Here is a 20,710-nt window from a genome sequence, read left to right on the forward strand (position 1 = left end):
CCGTGGAACCTGCCCGGCAGGGTGTACGGAACGGGGGGCGGGTCCGGCAGATCCGCGGCCGACCAGGCCCCTACGGCACCGGGAACTTCGCGCGCCGCCGCGCAATTCACGCCGCGGACGGCCTCATTTCTCGCGAATGCGGCGAGGCGGTGCTGCGCGAGAGCCGTACCCGCACTTCACATGCAGGTTTCTTATGGCCCGTCGCCGCGCGACCATTCACACAGAACGGCACGCCGCTGCATTCAGCCACCCCGACAGCAACCGCAGCAATCACATGAGGAGGAGTTGTGGATGGAATTGTGCGCTGCGAGGACAGAGTCCGTGCGCTACTCGTATACGCCGTCGCGGCCGGTGGCCGCTTCGTCGATGCGAGTTGTCAGCCGAGTTCCGCCTCCAGCCACTGCACGACGTCGGGGGTCACGGGATCGGTGATGTCGGCGAACTCGTCATGCTTCTTGAGGTACTTGGCCACGTAGGGGCAGACCGGCACGATCCGCTTCCCGGAGTTGCGCACGTCGGTGAGCGCCTCCTTGACCAGCTGCGAGGCCAGACCCTGTCCGGCGAAGGCGTCGTCGACTTCCGTGTGGTAAAAGACTCGCTGCGCATCGCGGTCGCGGTACGCGGTCAGGCCGGCGCGCTTGCCGTCGACCAGGATTTCGTAGCGGTGCCTGGTGTCTTTCCGCTCGACGATCGGAGCGGCGGAAGGCTGGCTCATCGGGTTCCTCTCAGCTGTGGGTCAGCGACGTGAATTCCTGCGCGGCGCAATGGTGGCGTTCGGCAGGGCCGGCGCGGGGAGACGTTCCCCCGCGTACCCCTCGACCGTACCGAAGCGATCGGAGGAGCTTTGCCAGTCTTCCCGAGCCCGGACAATATCGTCATGGCTACGGCCAATGAAATTCCACCACATGACGATTTCTTCCTCGAAGGGTGTTCCGCCGAGCAGCACCGCCCGAGCCTCGCCTTCCGACTCGTTCGTCAACGTCAGCGTGTTGATTCCGGTGTGGACATAGCCCAGCTCCGAGGGGCGCAGCAGGGTGTCGGCGATGCGGACGTCCCCGTGGTCGACGAGGAGGCCGTGCTCGAAACCGGAGTCCATCGTGAGCGTGATCGCTGCGCGCGGCTCGAGGATGATCTCGGCGCCGAGCAGAGGCGTGAAGGTCCGCACCGGGGAGACCACCCCGGCCAGGGAGCCCAGGAAAACCCTGATCTCGACCCCGTCGATCCGTACGGGCACGGGTACGTAGTGCTGGAAGTCCCGTTCCGCGTGCCGGTGTTCGTCGGGCAGTGCCACCCACAGCTGGACGCCGTGCAGGAGCGTGGTCCGCGGGGTGGAAACCTCCGAGTGGCTGATGCCGTACCCGCCCGTCATGAGGTTCAGCTCGCCAGGCCGTACGAAGGCGTGGTTCCCCAGACTGTCGCGGTGCTCGATCTCCCCGCTGAACAGCCAGCTGACCGTCTGCAGACCGGTGTGCGGATGCGGGGCGACGTCCATGCCGCCCGTCTCGCCGACGTCGTCGGGCCCGTAGTGATCGGCGAAGCACCAGGCTCCGATCAGGGTCCGGGCGCGCTGCGGCAGCGTGCGCCGTACGGTCATCGCCCGCGGGCCACCCAGGGGCACGTCACGCGGGGAGAGCACGTCCACCCGTGGCGCCTGCGTCGACCGTCCGCCGTCCCCCAGACCCCCACGCCGCGATTCGACAGGCTCTGCTTCGATATTGCTCACCCTGGACCGCCTCCCACTCCATGCGATAGTTTTACGTTCAACAATCTCGTCCTGATCATAGGACAATGGCGGAACCATGTACACGACGCAACAAGGCAGCCGGAAGCGGCCACGAAGGAGCCCCACGTTGAGCAGCGAGACGACGGGGCCTGCGGTCCAGCGGATCTTCATAGACAAGCAGGGCCCGAAGGCCTACCACACGCTGGTCCAGACATCCGAAGCAGTTCGCGCGGCCGCAGCCGACGCGGAGCTCGACCGTGTCGCCGTAGAGCTGATCAACCTTCGCGTGTCGCAGATCAACGGCTGCGCCTATTGCCTCAACGTACACACCAAGGCCGCCCTGCGCGCGGGCGAGACCACGCAGCGGCTGGGTGTGCTGGCGGCCTGGCGGGACACCGAACTGTTCACGCCCAAAGAACGCGCGGCTCTCGCGCTGGCGGAGGCGACCACTGTGCCGTCCGACGCCACCGCGCAGGAATCCGCCTACGACACGGCCCGTCAGGTCCTTACCGACGACCAGATCTCCGCCGTGATCTGGGTGGCGATCACCATCAACGCGTTCAACCGCGTCTCCATCATGAGCAAGCATCCAGTCCGTTGAAGTGCTCTCCCGTCTGAAGCCAGGAGATTCCTGCCTACCTTGCGGCAGCGGGCTTGACGCGCTTCGCGCGCCTGACGACTGCCCTCCCGGCAGCCGGGATGAGCGCGAGGCCCATCCGGTACAGGTGCAAGACGTTCCGGGCTGCGTTGTGGTCGGCGTTGCCCGACCAGCCGCAGTCCGGGTTCTTGCACACGAACACGGCCTGGCTCTCCCGGTTGCCGGGCGTGGTGAATCCGCACACCGAGCAGCGCCTGGAGGTGCCGGGGGCGGGGACCTTGTGCAGGGTGCCGCCTCGCTGGGCGGTCTTGTACGTCAGCATGGTGACCGTCCGGCCCCATGCCTCCCCGCTGATGGAGCGGTTCAGCCCAGACTTCTGGGCAACGTTCTTCCCCGGCTCCTCGATGGTTCCCCTGGCCGACTTGACCATGTTCGTGATGGTGAGTGCTTCGACCACGACGGTGCCGTACCGCTTGGCGATGGCGGTGGTCGTCTGGTGCTGCCAGTCCAAGGCCCGGCGCTTGGCTTTCGCGCGCAGTCCTGCGATCTGGTCGTAGATGCGGTGCAGCCGGCGGCTGGTGCGCTCGCCGGGCTTGCGGTGCCGCTTGCGCTGCGCGGCGCGCCGCTCCAGGTGCAGAAGCCTGGCCTTCTCCTTGCCGGTCAGCCATTCGCCGTGCTCGTACGTTTCGCCGTCCGAGAGGGCCAGGGGCACGGTGACGCCCACGTCGATGCCGACGTCCGGCCCCTGGTGGGGATCGGGCTTGACCTCCAAGGTCTGAAACACGGAAGGCGATGTGCCAGCCGAGCGCGTCCTTGATCAGTCGTGCCCCGGTGATCCGGTTCTCCGCGCCTGCACGCTTGCCGACCGGAAGGTCTTTGGTCCACCGGAAGCGGACCCGGCCCACCTTGGGAATGTTGACCATGCCCCATCGGCGGTGCACGCGGGTGATGTTCAGGTCCCGGCCCTGCGGGATGTCCACGGACATCACCGTGCGGAACCGGCCCTTGAAGTTCGGGGCGTCGGCGCGGCCCTCCCAGCAGTTCTTCCACGCCTGGAAGTACGTCTTGAGTACCGCTTGCGCGGCCTGGGCGGGGAGGACGGCCAGGAAGTCGATGTCCTCGCGGGCTTGTCGGATCGCGGCGTCCGCGTTCGCGAGAGTCCGCTTCTCCTTCGGCATCATCCGCCACCACGCGTGGAGAAGATTCCACACCGTGCGGGCCGCGTGCGCCTGATCATCCGCCGTGCGAACCCCGGCAGGGGACAGTGCCAGTCGGGCACGATGCCCGAACTGCCGCTTCTCCAAACCGTGTTCACTCATAGTAGTAACTCTACTACAGTTGGCTTATGTCACCACGGGGCGGAGCACTGGCCAAGGTCAGGGAGGGCATCTCCGAACGGGAGAACAGACATCCGGAACAAGCAGGCTCAGCAGACCGCTGAGCACCGGGCCCGCGGCGGCAGCCACGGCGCCACCCATCGCCCACACACCCACCGCACGCGTCCGGCGGGCCGGGTCGGGGAACGCCTGGCGCACCAGCGCCATCGAGGTCGGCATGGTGACGGCCGCGCCGACGCCCTGCACGACGCGCGCGGCGATGAGCACCGGCAGCGACGGGGCAAGCCCGCACGCCACCGCGTTCCTCCAGCTTCGCCACAACGTCCCGGAGGCCCCCGCAGCGGAACCGGACGGCCAGGCGGAGACCTGAACGGCGTCCGGGCCAGTCAGCCAACTGACGACGAGTTCCAGGCCCAGCACGTGCGCCTCCACACCGGAGAACTCCGATTCAGGGCATTTTCACCCCGAACTGTTCTTCTTGGGGGAGCTGCTACGGAAGCCGCAGTGCGGTCGCACCATGGTGATCGGTCACACTCAGCCGCCTGGCCACTGCATGCTCCGCGCCCGCTCGTCGGGCTCCGGTGGTTCCGTAGCGGTGTCGGCTTCCTGTGTGGCGGCCCAGGAGGCGAGGAGGCGCAGGCCCTCTTCGGAGGGGGAGCCGGGTTCGGCGGTGTAGATGGTGAGGGTGAGGCCGGGTTCGGCGGCCATCTCCAAGCCCTCGAAGGCGAGGGTGAGCTCGCCGACGGCCGGGTGGTGGAAGCGTTTGGTTCCGGTGCCGTGGTGGCGGACGTTGTGGGCGCCCCAGCGGGTGCGGAACTCGTCGCTGCGGGTGGAAAGTTCGCCGACCAGGTCGTGCAGGTCCTTGTCATGGGGGTTACGGCCGGCTTCGCTACGCAGGATGGCGACGGCGACATCGGCGAAGGTGTCCCAGTCGGGGTAGAAGCGACGCGAGGCCGGGTCGAGGAAGTTGAAACGGGCCAGGTTCGCCTGGTTTCCGGGGGCTAGGTAGACGTCGGTGTAGAAGGCGCGGGCGAGCTGGTTCGCGGCGAGGATGTCCGTGCGGCCGTTGCGGACGAACGCGGGCCCGGCGGTGATGGCGTCCAATGTCCATTGCAGGCTGCGGTGCGGGTTCCACTGCCGGGTGGTGCGGCGCCGGGGGCGGGTGAGGGCGTCGGAGCCGTCCGCGGCCTGGGCCAGGTTCAGCAGGTGGGCGCGTTCGGCGTCGTCGAGCTGGAGGGCGCGGGCAACGGCTTCGAGTACCGCCGGGGAGACTCCGGCGAGATTGCCGCGCTCGAGCTTGGCGTAGTACTCCACACTCATGTCGGCGAGCGCGGCGACCTCACTCCTGCGCAGGCCGGGCACACGTCGCCGGCTGCCGGACGGCAGCCCTGCCCGCTCCGGGGTGATCTTTGCGCGCCGCGAGGTGAGGAACTCGCGGACCTCTTCACGGTTGTCCACCCCTCGACCGTACGTCCCGCACGCGGCCAAAGGGATGCACTGCCAGTACACCCCTTGACAGTGACTCGCTGCGCGCGCGAAGAGCCGGTTACCTGGAAGACGTGGCGCTCGTCCTCCAGCCGTGAGTGCGGCCGGTGACGAGCCCGCATCCGGCTCGGGCGGCCCGCCGCCTGTGCCCGGTCCGCGACCTGTACCCGGCGCGGCCGGCTCACCCGGCCGAAGCACGCCTCAGCACGTAAGGAGCCCTTCATGCGCGGAGCAGTGATCCACGCCCCCGGCGATATCCGCTTCCGGACCCTGGACGACCCGAAGATCCTCCACCCGACCGACGCGATCATCCGCACGGCCGTCACCTGCGTGTGCGGCTCCGACCTGTGGCCCTACCGCGGCGTCGAGCCCACCGGCGACCCGCATCCGATGGGGCACGAGTACATCGGCTTCGTGGAGGAAGTCGGCAGCGAGGTCACCTCGGTCAAGCCGGGCCAGTTCGTCGTCGGCTCGTTCGCCACCTCGGACAACACCTGCGCGAACTGCCGCAACGGTTTCCAGTCCAACTGCCTGCACCGCGAGTTCATGAGCACCTGCCAGGCCGACTACGTGCGCATCCCCAACGCCCAGGGCACCCTGGTCGCCACCGACGACGTCCCGGCCGAGGAGTTCTGGCCCGGCCTGCTGGCCGTCTCCGACGTCATGGGCACCGGCTGGTGGGCCGCCGAAGCCGCCGAGGTCAAGCCGGGCTCCACCGCCGTGGTGGTCGGGGACGGCGCCGTCGGCCTCTGCGCCGTGATCGCGGCCAAGGAGATGGGCGCGGAGCGGATCATCGCGATGAGCCGCCACGAGTCCCGGCAGAAGCTCGCCCTGGAGTTCGGCGCCACCGACATCGTCACCGAGCGCGGCGAGGAGGGCGTCGCCCGGGTCAAGGACCTCACCGGCGGGATCGGCGCCGCCAGCGTGCTGGAGTGCGTCGGCACCGCCCAGTCCATGCAGCAGGCCCTGCGCTCGGCACGCCCGGGCGGCAACGTGGGCTTCGTCGGCGTCCCCCACGAGGTCGCCGTGGACGGGCAGGAGCTGTTCTTCTCCCACGTCGGCCTGCGGGGCGGTCCCGCCCCCGTGCGCCGCTACCTGCCCGACCTCATCGACCGCGTCCTGACCGGCCGGATCGATCCGGGCAAGGTCTTCGACCTCACCCTCCCGCTGGAGCAGGTCGCCGAGGGCTACCGGGCGATGGACGAGCGCCGCGCCATCAAGGCACTCCTCACCCCCTGACCGACAGCCTGGGGCCGGGCGTGTACTGCCCGGCCCCTGTGCCCATTGCCAAGGATTCACCATGACCACGTTCGCTCTTGTCGGTGCCGGCTCCGGCCTGGGCCTGGCCACCGCCCGCCGCTTCGGAAAGGCCGGCCACAGCGTGGCGCTCCTCGCTCGCAACGCCGACCGCCTCGACAGCCTCGCCGCCGCGCTGGACACCGACGGGATCCGGGCGCGCGGCTACACCGCCGACGTCCTCGACCCCGTCTCTCTCATCATGGCCCTCAAGACGGCGGCCGATGATCTGGGGCCCGTCGAGATCCTCCAATACAGCCCGGTGCCGCGGACCGACTTCATGAAGCCGGTCCTGAACACCACCGCCACCGACCTGGACGCCCCCTTGGCCTTCTCGGTCAAGGGGGCGGTCACCTCCGTGAACGCGGTCCTGCCCGGCATGCGGGCCCTGGGGCGCGGCACGCTGCTGTTCGTCAACGGGGGCAGCGCCGTGCGCCCGCACCCCGAACGGGCCGGCACCTCCATCGCGTTCGCCGGCGAGAGCGCGTACGCGGCGATGCTGCACGACGCGCTCGCCCCGGAGAACATCCATGCCGCGCAGCTGATCGTCCCCGGCGCGATCCGCCCCGACGCGGATCACTCCAGTCCCGCCGTCCTGGCCGAGCGCCTGTACGCCCTGCACATCGAACGCGCCGGGTTCCGGCACTACGCCGAACCGATGCCGGAATGACCGGGCCGCCGAGCGACCGGGTGAGCAGGTGACGACAGCCATGAACCCGACCGCCCTCCGCGCCGTACCCGCCGCCGCGCTGCTGCTGGCCGTGACGGCCTGCACCGACCACTCCCCACAAGCCACGTCGCCCACCGCATCCTCCCCCGCAGCGGCCGCCGGGCGGCGCGAGAGGAACCCGCCCTGCACATCCGGGTAACGCTCGACGGCCGCCCCGTCGACGCCACCTTGAACGACAACCCCGCCGCCCGCGACCTCGCCGACCTGCTCCCGCTCACTGTGGACCTGAAGGACTTCCACGGGACCGAGCGGATCGGCTGCCCGCCGCGCAAGCTGAACACCGCCGGTGCCCCCGAGCCGACCGCGGCCAAGGCCGGCGACCTCGCCTGCTACGCGCCCTGGGGCAACCTCGCCCTCTTCCACCGCGACGGCCCCGCCGCCGACGCGAACCTCCTGATCCTCGGCCACATCGACGCCGACCCCGACCGCCGGCGTCCGCGCACTGAACCCGCCCTCCCCAAGTCCGCATCGCACAGCCCCTGTTGGGAGAGACCCACATGAACCCCACGTACGACTTCACCGGGCAGGTCGCCTTCGTCACCGGCGCCGGGTCCGGCATGGGCCTGGCCGCCGCCCGTGCCTTCGCCGGGGCCGGGGCCGCCGTCGCTCTCGCCGACATCGACGAAACCGCCCTGAACACGGCTGCCGAGCAGCTGACCGACGAAGGGTGCCAGGTCCTCGCCCTTCCCTGCGACGTCACCGACGAGGAGCAGGTGGCCGCCGCGGTCGACCGCACCGTCGACGCCTTCGGCCGCCTCGACATGGCCTACAACAACGCGGGCATCCAGATCCCGCCCGCCGACGCCGCCGAAGAAGGCGCGGATCAGTTCGACCGGGTCCACGCCATCAACCTGCGCGGCATCTGGGCGTGCATGAAGCACGAACTGCGCCACATGCGGACCCAGGGCAGCGGCGCGATCGTGAACTGCTCGTCCCTCGGTGGCCTGGTCGGCATCCCCGGCCGCGCCTCCTACCACTCCTCCAAGCACGGCGTGATCGGCCTGACGACCAGCGCGGCCCTCGAGTACGCGCCGCGCGGCATCCGCATCAACGCCGTCTGCCCCGGCACCATCGACACCCCCATGGTCAGCGCCATGACCGCCAAAGGAGAACTGGATCGCGCCGAGGCCGAGGCCAACCAGCCCATTGGCCGGCTCGGCACCGCCGAGGAGATGGCCCAGGCCGTCCTGTGGCTGTGCAGCCCCGGGGCCGGGTTCGTCGTCGGCGTCGCTCTCCCCGTCGACGGCGGCTACGTCGCCCGGTGACCACGCAACCAGCAACCGGAAGTCGCCGGAACGACCCCTTGCACAGAAGGAAGTGACACCATGACCAAGCAGTCCGCCCCCAAGGATTTGGAGGCGATCGCTCCCAAGCTCGTAGAGGTCACCGACGATGTCCTCTTCAGTGACATCTGGGAGCGCCCCGGCCTCTCACCGCGTGACCGCAGCCTGGTGACCGTCAGCGTCCTGGCCGCCCTCTACCGCACCGAACAACTGCCCTACCACCTGGGCGTGGCGCTGCAGAACGGCCTGAGCGTCGACGAACTGTCAGAGGCCATCACCCACTTGGCTTTCTACGCCGGCTGGCCCAACGCCATGACCGCCATCAACCGGCTCAAGAGGATCGCCGACGAACGCGATGACTGATACCGACGCACCCGTCCGTCAGTGCCCACCCCGACCCGGTCAAGGAACAACTGCCATGCAACACATCACCGAGACCCCCACTCTCACGGCCCCGGCCGGACGCTTCACCGGCGACGTCTACCTCAACCCGATCGAGACGCCCACCGAACCCGCCCGCCTCGCTTCCGCCCTCGTCCGCTTCACCCCCGGGGCTCGCACCAACTGGCACTCCCACGCCAACGGCCAGACCCTCTACATCACCGACGGCACCGGCCTGGTCGGCACCCGCGACGGCCACGTCGTGCGCGTCTGCGCCGGCCAGATCGTCAAGTGCCCGGCCGGTGAGGAGCACTGGCACGGAGCCACCGACACCACCTTCATGGCCCATATCGCCATGGTCGTCGGCGACGGCGACGGCACCGCCTGGCTCGAACCCGTCACCGCCGAGCAATACGCCAACGCCCTGAACAGCAAGAACTGATTCAAGGGAAGAACGCGTGGGTGCGGACCTCCAGGCTTCCTGTCGCCATGGCCTTCCACAGTCGGCCGCCGATCCGCCCCGCTTCGCCGGGCGCCTCGGTGAGGCGCCGGAGGCAGTCGACCACGTCCGCCGTCATCGCGTCGGAGACGTAGTACGGGTAGGGCTTGACGTGGAGCACGACCCGCTCGGCATACCGGTGTTCGAGGAGGTGGTCGATGAGGATCAGGTCCGGGATCAGCTCGCGTCCCGCGTTGTCGGCCACCACGGCGACAGTCGAGGAGCGTCCGGCAGGCAGGAGCTGCCACAGCAAGGCACTGTCGTCGGCGACCAGCGCAGAGGCGGCGGCCTTACCGGCCGCCGCCTCCCCCGACGAGACGCGGAGGCCGAGATCCGCGCGGTTGCCCCGGAGCGAGGGCATGGAGCAGGGCTGTAGCCCGCTCATCGGCCGGCGCGTCTGCGAGCGTCCAGGGCCCGCAGCTCCTCCTCCACCGCCTCGCCGCGCAGTTCGGCCTGCTTGAACGGCGCGAAGGGGTCGACTCCCTGCCATGGCCCGTTACCGAAGTACCCGACCGTGCCGAGGAGCCTGCGGCAGAAGTAGCTCTCCGCCCACAGGAAGGGCGCGTCGTACCAGGATCGCCCAAAGTGCCCCCGCCCCGAGTCCGCCCAGTGCTCGTGATCGTGGTCCTCGGAGTCGAGCGGTTCGACGGCGCCGTTGGTGATCTCGTCCAGCAGGTCATCGAGGGCCTCGTGCTGCCGACGGCCGTACGGGAAAGCGGCTCGTACCTGCTGAATGAGGGCAGGGTGGCGGTTGGCAAGGACACCCCAGGCGAACGAGCCGGGCTTGTTGCTCATGATGACCGCCGGGTTTCCCGCAACGGCCGGACCGGAGTCGGCTCCGTCCCCTTCACCGCCGGGCGCCTGCGCGGGGCAGTCGTCTAGCGAGACGGGTTCCTCGGCGCCCTCAAGGCAGATGAGCCCGTCGTCCCCTGACACGCGGGTGCTGCTGATCCGGTGATCAGCATGTCGTTGAGGCGCCCCGGCACGCCGCACGCGTGCGCGCCGGAGTGGGCCGGTGCGACGCGATGTGCGCCTTGGGCAAGCCCCTGCAGCGCCAGGCACAGCTTCGCACCGCCGGACGCACGAACCTGCTCGCGCCTCGCACCGGCTCCGCCCACGACGTGGCGTGGTCAGCGCCTGAAGCTGTCCTTCGACCTCTCCTTGATGCCCCGGGCCTTGCCCCGGGCCTCCAGTGCGGCTCCCTTGGCTGCGGTGGTCTCGTTACCCACCGCGTGGGCCACCTTCCTGACGGCCTTCCCGACAACCTGCTCGGTCTTGGCCTTGGCCTTCTCTCCGGCACTCATGTCGGTCCTTTCGTAGGCACTCACTCATCCGCCTGCCCCTGGCCCAGGAGCGGAAACAATGGGCATCGCATCGCAGCGCCGCGCCTCCTCCGACGGCCGTGCTCTCCAGCAGCTCCGCCGCAGCGATGCCCACACACTTCATTGTGTTCCCGGCAGAAGTGTTTGGTGGCGTTCGATGTGCGGTTTCTGGGGCGCAGGTGCCTTGACCTCCCCGTTTCGGGCGGGTCGGCTGAGCTGGGTTGACTGTGGAGGTTCGTGGCTGTCGGCGGGTGCGAATGGCTGCGGCCCGGCGCTCAGGTCGGGTGCTCCGGTTCCTCGGTCGTGGGTAGGCAGAGGCGGCGCCGCTGGTCGGGTGGCCGACCTCGGCAGGGCGGACACGGCCCTCCTCCGCGGGTGCGAGGACCAGACCGTCGCGGCACATGCCCGCGCGCACCTCCGAGCCGGCCGCACCGGCCTCGTCGACGTCGGCGCCACGCCGACACCTGCACTGAGCACCTGTCCGTCCACGTCGACGCGCCCCGCCCCGCATGCTGATATTCGACGCGGTCGGCTTCGCCGCCGCTCTCAGCCAGGCCGGGGCCATCCTCAGCTACTGCGTCACGGTCTGCGACGCCCACCCCGTCTTCGTGTCCTCACCCACGACGCCACGTTCGGCCTCCCCCTGCTGCGCAGGGGGCTTGGCCCCCTCGCCCACATGGGCGCGATGGGCTCCTGCCGCACCCACCGGTGGATACGCCGTGCGGGCGCACCGCCTCGTGAACCGCCCCAGCCGGGACCTCGATGTCGCCACCGAGAACCCGGCGCCCATGGCCGACATCGCGGCGGCGCTCCGTGGCGGTCTCGAAGCCCGGGGCCGGCAAGTGCGGGCACTGGAGACCGCCCCGCTGTCCGCCCGCTTCACCGTGTCCGACCCGTCCACCGGGCAGGAGTGCGAAGTCGACATCGCGCTGCGTCTGTACACGTCGAGGGCTGCGACAACCGTGGCCGGTAGGGCCATGTGCTCCCGAGCGCCTGTGCTGCCCGCGAATGGTCGCGAGGGCACAGGATATCCCCTGCGGGCGACGTCGGGACCGTGTGTGCCCAAAAGGACGGTAGCCGCCACAACCGGGTTTGAGCTGGGCACACGGACAGCGCCATGATGGGGCCGTTCGAGTGGCCCCGGAGCGGTGGGAGCAGCAGATGTGGCGAGATGGGAAGACAGCCCCGTCCGATCTCCAGTTGAAGATCGTGCTGCACGGTACGAGACCGCCCCTGTGGCGGCGCCTTGTGCTGCCGTCCGACACGTCACTCGGGACGCTGCACGACGCCATCCAGGTCGCCTTCGGATGGCACGGTGGCCATCTGCACCTCTTCACCGACGAGTTCGGCCGGGGGTACGGCGACACGGCCCGACTCACCGACATCGATCTCGGCTTCGGCCGCGGGGTCGGCGACGAGGACGCCACCGCACTCGGCGACGTGCTGGCCGAGGAGGGAGCACGGCTGCGCTACGTCTACGACTTCGGCGACGACTGGGAGCACGGGATCACGCTGGAGAAGGCACTGCCCCGCCCGGACGGCGCGGAGCGGACGGTGCGCTGCGTCGGCGGGCGTCGTGCCGATGTACCGGCCGAGGACATAGGCGGCGTGTGGGGGCTGGCCGAGGTGCTGGAGTTCCTCGACACCCCGGACGGGGCCGGGAATGGGCCGTACGGTGAGCTCGTCGCCGAACTGCGGGCGGCCGGTTACGATCCGTCGGCCTTCGACCGGGACGGGATCACCGCGCGGCTGGCCCGGTTGACGCCGGACGCGGTGTCCGGCGGAGCGAAGCCGTCGGCCGGTGATCGGGCCGGGCGCGGCGGTGTCCGTCGGCTGACCGCCGAGGACGTGGCGTTGTGTACCTGCGGGCAGTGCTGGGTGGGCGATCCGGTCGGTGCCGGAGCCGACGGACCGGCGGAGGATGTGCCTGTGCTGCGCCCGGTGACCCTGGCGCCGCAGGAGGACCTTGTCGCTGCCGTGCGGGGTGTTCCGCTCTTCGACTCGGCGCTGCGGCTCGCCGCCTGGTGCCGCGAGGGACGGCAGGTCACCGCAGGCCGGGTGCTGCGGCCCGCGCTCGCCCGTGAGGCCGTCGAGGAGCTCCAGCTGTGGAAGCTGGCCGGCGACGACTCGCCGTATGCCGATGCCGTCGCGCGGGCTCGTGCGTTGAAATCGCTGCGCAGCGCCAAGGACGTTTCCGTTCTCGATGATCCGTGGTGGCTCGCCGTGGATGGCGGGTTGATCACGATCAGCGGGGGCCGCGCGTGGGGTGGCGCGGCAACCGACTTCACCGGTGAGGACCTTCCGGAGTTCTGGGCCGCCACTATCGGCGATCTGCTGGAGGAGATCGGTGAGACGGGGGTGCTGGACGGGTGGCACGGTGAGCTGGGCGAGCTGACGGCCGAGATCGCCGACTCACTGGTCGGCCTGCTGTACGACGCCGCGGACGACGCCTGGGTGGATGTCGACGACCTGCGTGCGAAGGCCCGCGAGGTGGGCGAGCACGGGCCGGAGTTCGATCTCTTCCAGGCGCTGTTCGCGGCGTCCTTCCGCGGGCTCGGGGAAGGGCTCGCCCTGCTGGGTGCGGTGGAGTACGAGCCCGGTGACGGCGGCGATTCGGCCGAGGAGACTCTGCGCACACTCCTGAACTCCATGGCCGGACAGGAACTGGGCGGCGGTTCAGGAACTTCGACGGCGGCGTCGGACCGGTCGTGGGACGACAAGTGCGGGCACCGCATGCGGCTCACCCCGCTCGGCCGCTACGGGCTCCGCGCCTATCTGATGGAGTGCGGTGTGCCCGCGCCCCTGCTCGGTGAGTACGCCGAAGCCGACGCCGGCGCTCTGCTCCAGGGGCTCCTGGGCTACTCCCCCGAGGAGATGCGCCGGGAGGTCGAAGGGTGGCTGGCGCACCGTACGGCGGCGGATGCCGCGGTAGGGCTGCTCGACGCATGCGCGGGAGACGGCTCCGAGGCAGCGGCGAAGCGTGCCGTGGCCCAACTGGTGCTGGCCGAGCTCGACGACCCCCGGGCACGGCGCGTGCTGCGCAAGGCGGCGGACTCCGACGTCGAGGGGTGCCGCCAGGTGGCCACCGCGACCCTGGGCGCACGCCTTGGGGCAGAAGCACACATGGACCCGGCGCGGGCGGAGGAGGCCGGATCGTGGCTGCTCGTCGACGGACTGTCGATCCTCGCCGGTGCTCAGGAGAGCGAGGAGCTGACCCAGGGCTTCCTGGAGAACTGGAACTCGGCGCCGGAGGCGCTCGAACAGCGGGTGGACGAGCTGTGGCGAGTGGAGCACCCAGCCACCGCCCTGGTGCTCGCCGAACTGGGTGAGGGCCTGCGCGGCGTCGACAAGCGGCTGGCCAAACGCATGCGTACCGCGGCGAACAAGGCCCAATCCCGCCGGTGACAACAGGGGCGGAACCTGCTGGTGGCCGAAGGCGCGGTGAAGACCGCCTGGACGACGGTGAGGCGAAGAGAGTGGCACGAGTCCTCGTACGGGAGCAGGGCACAGGCACGAGGAGCGTGCCGCGATGGGCCGCACCGGAGTCGGCTGCCTGGGCGCGAAGCCGGCTCAACGACGGCTGGGCGGCGGTGTTCCTGCCCGGCGAGCCCGCCCGCCTCGGCCGGTTGCTGCTCTGGCAGCCCGCAGGGGCAGCCACTGCCGAGGGCATGGCACCCGCGGTCGTCGAGACCGAGGCGGCGGAGCTGGTGCTGCCGCACGGCCGCTCGGTCAGACGGCGCAAGGTGGAGGGCTACGCACTACCCGTCGCCCTCGCTGTCGCCGCGCTGTCCGGGGCACAGCCGCCGCACCCGTCCGCCGCCGCCTGGCAGTCCGCCGCCCGCTTGGCGCTGCGACTGCTCGCCGACGGCCGTCTCCACCCGGCCCTCACCGACGCCGGCTACGACACCTGGAAGGCGGGCCCCTTCACCGCCGCCCAGCGGCAGACACTGGACGCCCTCGCCGCCGCGTTCCCGCCACACGCCCACTGCCTACCCGAGCCCGGGCCCGCGCCGCTGCGGATCGCCGAACCGGCCGCGCTGGTACGCCAGTTCTGCGACGCGGTCGCCGACGAACTGGTCCGTACTCCCGCTGTTCCGCTCGCCATGGGAGCCCTGCCGTACGCCTGGCGAGAGACGCGTGCGGTGCCCGCGCTGCGCGAATGGGCCGAGGAGACGGCCGCCGCGTTCACCGCCGACGTCAGGGTCTCGTTGCGGGTGGACGTACCCGAGGGGCGGCGTCGGCAGTTCCGGGCCGTCCTGCAGTTGCACACCGCGGCGGATCCGGCGCTCGTCGTGGAGGCCGCACGGCTGTGGAGCGAGCCGGCCGAGACCGAGCGCCTGCTCGGCCCGCGCGCCGAGACCGAGACGCTGCTCGCACTGCGCCGTGGCGCCCGCGTCTGGCCACCGCTCGACCGGCTGCTGAAAGACGCCGCTCCGGACCAGCTGCGGCTGACCGACGACGAAGCCTTCGACCTGCTGGGCGACGCCACCGACACGTTGCGCGCCGCCGGTATCGACGTGCACTGGCCGCGCGAGCTGGTCAAGGCACTCACCGCGACCGCGGAGATCGGGCAGCGCACCGCGCCCGGCTCCAGCGCGGGCGGCATGCTCGACGCCGACGCCCTCCTCGACTTCCGCTGGCAGCTCTCGCTCGGCGGGGAACCGCTCACCGAGGCCGAGATGGACGCCCTCGCCGAGGCACGCCGCCCCCTCGTCCGGCTGCGCGACCAGTGGGTGGTCGCGGACCCGAAGCTGGTGGCCCGCGCGAGGCGCCGCCGGATGGAACCGCTCACCCCCATGGAGGCGCTGGACGCCGCGCTGACCGGCGAGGTGGAACGGGACGGGGAAACTTTTCGCTGTGCGGCGGTCGGGGCGCTCGGCGACCTCGTCGCCCGCATCCGCGACCCCGAATCCCGCACCCCCGCCGCCCAGCCCGCCGCTCTGAAGGCCACGCTGCGCGACTACCAGAAGCGGGGCCTGGCCTGGCTGGCCGAAATGTGCGAGCTCGGTCTCGGCGGCTGTCTCGCCGACGACATGGGCCTGGGCAAGACCGTCACCCTGCTCGCTCTGCACCTGCACCGCCAGACCGACCCCGCGACCGCGGGGCCCACGCTCGTCGTCTGCCCCGCCTCGCTGCTGGGCAACTGGCAGCGCGAGGCGGCCCGGTTCGCGCCGGCCACGCCGGTGCGCCGGTACCACGGGGGCGACCGCCACCTCGCGGACCTCGCCGACGACGAGATCGTCCTGGTCACCTATGGCGTCCTGCGCCGCGACCGGGAGGCCCTCGCCGAGAACTCCTGGTCGCTGATCGCCGCGGACGAGGCCCAGCACGTCAAGAACCCCTACGCCGTCACCGCCCGCGAGCTGCGTGCCCTGCCCGCCCGCGCCCGCGTCGCACTCACCGGCACCCCCGTGGAGAACAACCTCTCCGAACTCTGGGCGCTCCTCGACTGGACCACCCCCGGACTCCTCGGCCCACTCAACGCCTTCCGCGAGCGCCACGCCCGTGCGATCGAGTCGGGCGAGGACCCGCAGGCCGCAGAACGGCTGTCCCGTCTCGTCCGCCCGTTCCTGCTGCGCCGCAGGAAGTCCGATCCGGGCATCGCGCCCGAACTGCCCGCCAAGACCGAGACCGACCGCGTCGTCCCGCTGACTGCCGAGCAGGCAAGCCTGTACGAGGCGGTGGTCCGCGAAACCATGGCGAAGATCGCCGAATCCGAGGGCATCGCCCGCCGCGGCCTGATCCTGAAGCTCCTCACCGCGCTGAAGCAGATCTGCAACCACCCCGCCCAGTACCTGCGCCAGTCCACACCGCTGCACGGCCGCTCCGGCAAACTCGACCTCCTCGACGAACTGGTCGACACCATCACCGCCGAAGGCGAGTCGGCGCTGGTCTTCACCCAGTACAAGCAGATGGCGACCCTGCTGGAGAGACACCTCGCGGAACGAGGCGTCCCCACCCTCTTCCTGCACGGCGGCACCCCCGTCACCGCGCGCGAGGAGATGGTGGACCGCTTCCAGCGCGGCGAGGTGCCGGTGTTCCTGCTCTCCCTGAAAGCCGCGGGCACCGGCCTCAACCTCACCCGCGCCACCCATGTCGTGCACTACGACCGCTGGTGGAACCCGGCCGTCGAGGACCAGGCCACCGACCGCGCCTACCGCATCGGCCAGGACAAGCCCGTCCAGGTCCACAAACTCCTCGCCGAGGGAACCGTGGAGGACAAGGTGGCGAAGCTGCTCGAATCCAAGCGTGCGCTCGCCGACGCCGTGGTCGGCTCGGGTGAGGCCGCTCTGACCGAACTGTCCGACTCCGATCTCGCCGAACTCGTCGCCCTGGGGAGGCAGTCATGAGCCCCTCCGTCCCCGGCCCGCGGCGCGCGCCCACCCGCGGCAGGCGTGCCTTCGCCGCGACCTGGTGGGGCCAGGCATGGGTCACGGCCCTGGAGGACTCCACCCTGGACTCGGCGCGCCTGTCCCGCGGACGCACCTACGCACGCCAGGGCATGGTCGGCCCCGTCACCATCGCCCCCGGCCAGGTCAAAGCCGCCGTCCAGGGCAGCAGGCCCCGCCCCTACCGCTCCGCCGTCCACCTGCCCGTCCTCACCGACGCCCAGTGGGACACCCTCCTCGACACCGTCGCGGCCCGGGCCGGGCATCTCGCCGCCCTCCTCGACGGCGAGATGCCCGCCGAACTCGTCGACGACGCCCGCCACGCCGGCGTCCCCCTGCTCCCGCAGCCCACCGAACTCGACCCCGAATGCTCCTGCCCCGACTGGGGCTACCCCTGCAAACACGCCGCCGCGCTCTGCTACGCCATCGCCGCCACCATCGACGCCGACCCCTTCGTGGTGTTCGCCCTGCGCGGCCGCGGACGGGAGGAGGTCCTCGGCCAACTGCGCGCCCGCCGTACGGCCTCCCAGGCGACCTCCACACCATCGGCCCCAGCCGGCCTCCCGGCCGCCGGCGCATACGCAGCCTGGACCGCCCGGGCCGAACACACTCCACCCCTCCCCGAACTCCCCGAACCGGCCCCCCACACCGCCGCACTGCCCGCCGCCCCACCCCCCGGCACCGGTCTGTCCACCGCGGACCTCGAACGCCTCATGGCGGACACCGCCACACGCGCCGCACGGCTGCTCACAGGCGACACCACGAACCTGCACCTGACCCAGCACCAGGACGCGGTACGCATCGCCGCGAGCAACCCCGGACCCCAGTGGTTCCACCACCTCATCCAGAACACCGGTGCCAAACCGAACGCGTTCGCCCGCCTCACCCGCGCCTGGCGCCACGACGGCCCCACCGGCATCACCGTCGCCGAACACCCCCACGCCCCCGACCCGACGGCGATGACAACCGCCCGCACCGCCCTGACCGAGGCCCTCACCGAAATGACCACCGCCCCGGTCGCCCTCAGGGCCTGGCGCAACCGCCTCACCCTCCCCGACCACGGCATCCAGCTGCGCCTGGGCCCCGACACCCGCTGGTACCCCTACACCCAAGACGACGGCGAATGGTGGCCGGCGGCACCTGCCGACCCCGACCCCGTCACGGCGCTCACCTCCGTCTGGCAGCAGACCGAGAGGTGACACGTACGGCATCTGCTCATCAGCTGTCGAAATCGACGGTCAGGCTGTCGGAGACAGGGAAGGTCTGGCAGGTCAGCACATACCCGGCGTCGACCTCGGCAGGTTCCAGCGCGTAGTTGCGCCGCATGTCCGACTCGCCCTCGGTGACCCGAGCGCGGCAGGTGCCGCAGACGCCGCCCTTGCAGGCGAATGGCAGGTCGGGGCGTACGCGGGAGGCTGAGTCGAGAAGGGTGGCCTCGCGGGAGAGCGCGGAGGTGGTGGAGCGGCCGTCCAGGACGACGGTGACCTGGCTGACCGGTCCGTCGGCCCGGGGATCCTCGTGGCGTACGGCGGCGGGCCCCTCGCCTGCGAAGAAGAGTTCCTGGTGGACCCGGTCACTGGGCGCTCCCAGCTCGGCAAGCACCTTCTGGGCGTCCAGGACCATGCCGTGGGGGCCGCACAGCCACCAGTGGTCGGCTTCGGGAACGTCGACCAGGCCGTCGATGAGCGCGGCCAGCCGGTCGGCGTCGAGACGGCCGGTCAGCAGTTCGGCCTCGCGCGGTTCGCGGGACAGTACGTGCGCGAGCTGGAACCGGGCAGGGTAGAGATCCTTCAGGTCGGCCAGTTCGTCGGCGAACATCACCGAGTCGGTGCGCCGGTTGCCGTAGAAGAGGGTGACGCGGGACCGGTCGTCCGCGGCAAGGACGGACTCGGCGATGGAGAGCATCGGTGTGATGCCCGAGCCGGCCGCGATGAGCACGTGGTGTCCGGGCGTGGACAGATCAGGGGTGAAAGCGCCGGTCGGGGCCATCACCTCGATGGTGTCGCCCTGCCTCACCTCGTTCACCAACCAGGACGAGAACAGTCCACCGGGCACCGCCCGCACCCCGATGCGGGGCCGGGCACCCACCGGGGAGCAGATCGAGTAGGAGCGCCGCTCGTCCCGCCCGTCGACTTCGCGCCGCAGCGTGAGCGACTGGCCGGGTGCGAAGGCGAACTCCTCGGCCAGCTCACCGGGGATGTCGAAGCTCACCGCGACAGCGTCGTCGCACAGCCGTTGCACTGCCGCCACTTTCAAGGCGTGGAAGGCGGGGCGGCGGCGCGCCCGCCGCACCGGCGAGAGGGCGGCGGCATCGGGAGCCAACAGGTCCTCCATCAGATCTCCTTGACGTACTCGAACGGTTCCCGACAGGCCCGGCAGCGCCACAGCGCCTTGCAGGAGGTGGCGCCGAAGCGGGAGGTCTCCTCCGTGTCGGTGGCACCGCAGCGAGGGCAGGGCACGGCTCTGCGAGTGGTGGACAGGCTCAGCGGCACGGGACCCGGCGACGGGCGTGGTGCGGGTCCGGGGGGTGCGATGCCGTGTTCGGCGAGCTTGCGGCGCCCCTCCGGGGTGATCCAGTCGGTGGTCCACGGGGGGGCGAGGACCGTGCGGACCTCCACACGCTCATAGCCTGCGTCCTTCAGCCGCGCCGCCACGCCGGCCCGCATCTCGGACATGGCCGGGCAGCCGGAATAGGTCGGCGTGAGTACGGCGACGACCGTGCCGTCGGCGGCCACCGTCACGTCCCGCAACACTCCGAGGTCGGCGAGGGTGAGCATGGGCAGTTCGGGGTCGGGCACCTGTTCGGCGATGCGCCGGGCGTCCGTGAGCACGGTCACCATGTCGCCTCCGGGTGGGCGCGGGCCACGCTCTGCAGCTCGGTCAGCAGCGGGGCAAGGTGTTCGGTGTGGGCTCCTTCGCGGCCGGAGCCGGCCGTCAGCGGCGGTACGTCCGGCAGGGGCAGCCCTGCCGCTTCCGTGACCTGACGCAGCACGGCGAGGACCTCGGTCCGCGCGTCGTGGACCTCGAACAACTCCCCCAGGTGAGCGGCCACGTCGTCGAGGCCGGCGCGCATCCTGCGATGGGACTCCGCGGTGCCGTCACCGAGCCGGACGACCCACTCCGCCGCGTACTGCCGGTGATAGGTCAGTTCTTTCACGCCCTTGGCCGCGACGGCGGCGAGTACCGGGTCGGCGGAGGCGGTGAGCCGCTCGAAGTGGGCCAGGCGCCAGCTGGCGAACACCAGCAGCCGTGCGATGCTGAACGCGAAGTCGCCGTTGGGCAGTTCTGCCAGGCGCACGTTGCGGAAGTCGTCCGCGTCACGGAAATAGGCGTAGGCGTCCTCGCCGCGTTCCGTGCCGTCGACCTGACCGCAGCGGGCGTAGAGGAGGCGGACCTGGCCGAGCAGGTCGAGCCCGATGTTGGCCAGCGCCACCTCCTCCTCCAGCTCGGGTGCGCGGGTGGTCCACTCGGCCAGGCGCTGGGCACTGACCAGGGCGTCGTCGGCCAACGCCAAGCACAGCTCGGCCAGTCCGGCCCGGTCGACCCCGTCCGGCACAGCGGAGCTCACGCCGTGCAGCGGATCCTCGAAACCGGTGCCGTAGGCCCACCGAGCGTCGTCCTCGTGTCCCTCGGCGAGCGTCATGTAGACGTGGTCGTCACTCATGCC

19 protein-coding genes and 3 pseudogenes are annotated in these 20,710 nt (G+C 70.8%); 12 read left to right on the forward strand and 10 right to left on the reverse strand.

Annotation, left to right across the window (positions count from 1 at the left end; genetic code table 11):
* Positions 1-376: 376 nt before the first annotated feature.
* Entirely contained in the window at positions 377-715 is a 339-nt protein-coding gene (locus AB0I23_RS26780; RefSeq protein ID WP_359112986.1) for a GNAT family N-acetyltransferase, read from the reverse strand.
* Positions 716-736: 21 nt separating this feature from the next.
* Complete coding sequence (locus AB0I23_RS26785) at positions 737-1,723, reverse strand: pirin family protein (RefSeq protein ID WP_436847003.1); 987 nt, start codon at positions 1,721-1,723, stop codon at positions 737-739.
* Between the two features lie 127 nt (positions 1,724-1,850).
* Between AB0I23_RS26785 and AB0I23_RS26790 the strand changes: the two genes are divergently transcribed.
* Entirely contained in the window at positions 1,851-2,324 is a 474-nt protein-coding gene (locus AB0I23_RS26790) for a carboxymuconolactone decarboxylase family protein (RefSeq protein WP_359112988.1), read from the forward strand.
* A gap of 34 nt (positions 2,325-2,358) precedes the next feature.
* Here AB0I23_RS26790 and AB0I23_RS26795 read toward each other — a convergent pair.
* The 3 genes and pseudogenes from AB0I23_RS26795 to AB0I23_RS26805 all read right to left on the reverse strand — a co-directional run bounded on the left by AB0I23_RS26795 (position 2,359) and on the right by AB0I23_RS26805 (position 5,116).
* Positions 2,359-3,640, reverse strand: a pseudogene (locus AB0I23_RS26795) (RNA-guided endonuclease InsQ/TnpB family protein).
* A 57-nt stretch (positions 3,641-3,697) separates the two neighbouring features.
* Positions 3,698-4,078 (reverse strand): MFS transporter, encoded by a 381-nt coding sequence (locus AB0I23_RS26800; protein ID WP_359112989.1) that lies wholly within the window; start codon positions 4,076-4,078, stop codon positions 3,698-3,700.
* Between the two features lie 114 nt (positions 4,079-4,192).
* On the reverse strand, positions 4,193-5,116 hold the full coding sequence (locus AB0I23_RS26805) for a helix-turn-helix transcriptional regulator (RefSeq protein WP_359112991.1): 924 nt from the start codon (positions 5,114-5,116) through the stop codon (positions 4,193-4,195).
* Positions 5,117-5,365: 249 nt separating this feature from the next.
* Between AB0I23_RS26805 and AB0I23_RS26810 the strand changes: the two genes are divergently transcribed.
* The 7 genes from AB0I23_RS26810 to AB0I23_RS26840 all read left to right on the forward strand — a co-directional run bounded on the left by AB0I23_RS26810 (position 5,366) and on the right by AB0I23_RS26840 (position 9,275).
* Positions 5,366-6,382, forward strand: a complete 1,017-nt coding sequence (locus AB0I23_RS26810) for a zinc-dependent alcohol dehydrogenase family protein (protein WP_359112993.1) — start codon at positions 5,366-5,368, stop codon at positions 6,380-6,382.
* A gap of 61 nt (positions 6,383-6,443) precedes the next feature.
* Positions 6,444-7,109 carry an SDR family NAD(P)-dependent oxidoreductase gene (locus tag AB0I23_RS26815; protein ID WP_359112995.1) on the forward strand — a complete coding sequence of 222 codons (666 nt, stop codon included), beginning with the start codon at positions 6,444-6,446 and terminating at the stop codon, positions 7,107-7,109.
* 40 nt (positions 7,110-7,149) lie between these two features.
* A complete protein-coding gene (locus AB0I23_RS26820) occupies positions 7,150-7,308 on the forward strand; it encodes a hypothetical protein (RefSeq protein ID WP_359112997.1) in 159 nt (52 codons plus the stop codon).
* A gap of 29 nt (positions 7,309-7,337) precedes the next feature.
* The gene (locus AB0I23_RS26825) at positions 7,338-7,670 is read left to right on the forward strand and encodes a cyclophilin-like fold protein (RefSeq protein WP_359112998.1); all 333 of its coding nucleotides are present in this window, start codon (positions 7,338-7,340) and stop codon (positions 7,668-7,670) included.
* On the forward strand, positions 7,667-8,434 hold the full coding sequence (locus tag AB0I23_RS26830) for a glucose 1-dehydrogenase (protein ID WP_359113000.1): 768 nt from the start codon (positions 7,667-7,669) through the stop codon (positions 8,432-8,434). The genes AB0I23_RS26825 and AB0I23_RS26830 overlap by 4 nt, the downstream gene beginning before the upstream one ends.
* A gap of 60 nt (positions 8,435-8,494) precedes the next feature.
* Complete coding sequence (locus AB0I23_RS26835) at positions 8,495-8,815, forward strand: carboxymuconolactone decarboxylase family protein (RefSeq protein ID WP_359113002.1); 321 nt, start codon at positions 8,495-8,497, stop codon at positions 8,813-8,815.
* Positions 8,816-8,870: 55 nt separating this feature from the next.
* Positions 8,871-9,275, forward strand: coding sequence for a (R)-mandelonitrile lyase (locus tag AB0I23_RS26840; protein WP_359113003.1), 405 nt, complete (start codon positions 8,871-8,873; stop codon positions 9,273-9,275).
* A gap of 7 nt (positions 9,276-9,282) precedes the next feature.
* On the opposite strand, the pseudogene AB0I23_RS26845 reads toward AB0I23_RS26840, so the two are convergent.
* Positions 9,283-10,127 (reverse strand): annotated as a pseudogene (locus tag AB0I23_RS26845) (ARMT1-like domain-containing protein); the annotation flags it as partial.
* Between the two features lie 335 nt (positions 10,128-10,462).
* Positions 10,463-10,636: a hypothetical protein gene (locus AB0I23_RS26850; protein WP_359113005.1), complete on the reverse strand. Its 174-nt coding sequence runs from the start codon at positions 10,634-10,636 to the stop codon at positions 10,463-10,465.
* A gap of 677 nt (positions 10,637-11,313) precedes the next feature.
* On the opposite strand from AB0I23_RS26850, the pseudogene AB0I23_RS26855 reads away from it, so the two are divergent.
* From AB0I23_RS26855 to AB0I23_RS26870, 4 genes and pseudogenes are all read left to right on the forward strand, one after another.
* Positions 11,314-11,580: pseudogene (locus AB0I23_RS26855) on the forward strand (hypothetical protein); the annotation flags it as partial.
* A gap of 235 nt (positions 11,581-11,815) precedes the next feature.
* Positions 11,816-14,059 (forward strand): plasmid pRiA4b ORF-3 family protein, encoded by a 2,244-nt coding sequence (locus AB0I23_RS26860; protein ID WP_359113006.1) that lies wholly within the window; start codon positions 11,816-11,818, stop codon positions 14,057-14,059.
* 71 nt (positions 14,060-14,130) lie between these two features.
* Positions 14,131-17,004 carry a DEAD/DEAH box helicase gene (locus AB0I23_RS26865; RefSeq protein WP_359113008.1) on the forward strand — a complete coding sequence of 958 codons (2,874 nt, stop codon included), beginning with the start codon at positions 14,131-14,133 and terminating at the stop codon, positions 17,002-17,004.
* On the forward strand, positions 17,001-18,242 hold the full coding sequence (locus tag AB0I23_RS26870) for an SWIM zinc finger family protein (protein WP_359113010.1): 1,242 nt from the start codon (positions 17,001-17,003) through the stop codon (positions 18,240-18,242). Before AB0I23_RS26865 ends, AB0I23_RS26870 begins: the two co-directional genes overlap by 4 nt.
* A 19-nt stretch (positions 18,243-18,261) precedes the next feature.
* Here AB0I23_RS26870 and paaE read toward each other — a convergent pair whose 3' ends face one another.
* From paaE to paaC, 3 genes are read right to left on the reverse strand one after another with little or no spacing between them, the layout of a single operon-like run.
* Complete coding sequence (gene paaE, locus AB0I23_RS26875; RefSeq protein WP_359113011.1) at positions 18,262-19,377, reverse strand: 1,2-phenylacetyl-CoA epoxidase subunit PaaE; 1,116 nt, start codon at positions 19,375-19,377, stop codon at positions 18,262-18,264.
* Positions 19,377-19,883, reverse strand: a complete 507-nt coding sequence (gene paaD / locus AB0I23_RS26880) for a 1,2-phenylacetyl-CoA epoxidase subunit PaaD (protein ID WP_359113013.1) — start codon at positions 19,881-19,883, stop codon at positions 19,377-19,379. The genes paaE and paaD overlap by 1 nt, the downstream gene beginning before the upstream one ends.
* Positions 19,877-20,707, reverse strand: coding sequence for a 1,2-phenylacetyl-CoA epoxidase subunit PaaC (paaC, locus tag AB0I23_RS26885; RefSeq protein WP_359113015.1), 831 nt, complete (start codon positions 20,705-20,707; stop codon positions 19,877-19,879). Before paaC ends, paaD begins: the two co-directional genes overlap by 7 nt.
* Positions 20,708-20,710 lie beyond the last annotated feature (3 nt).

The organism is Streptomyces atratus, assembly GCF_040655115.1.
GTDB classification, from domain to species: Bacteria; Actinomycetota; Actinomycetes; order Streptomycetales; family Streptomycetaceae; genus Streptomyces; species Streptomyces atratus_D.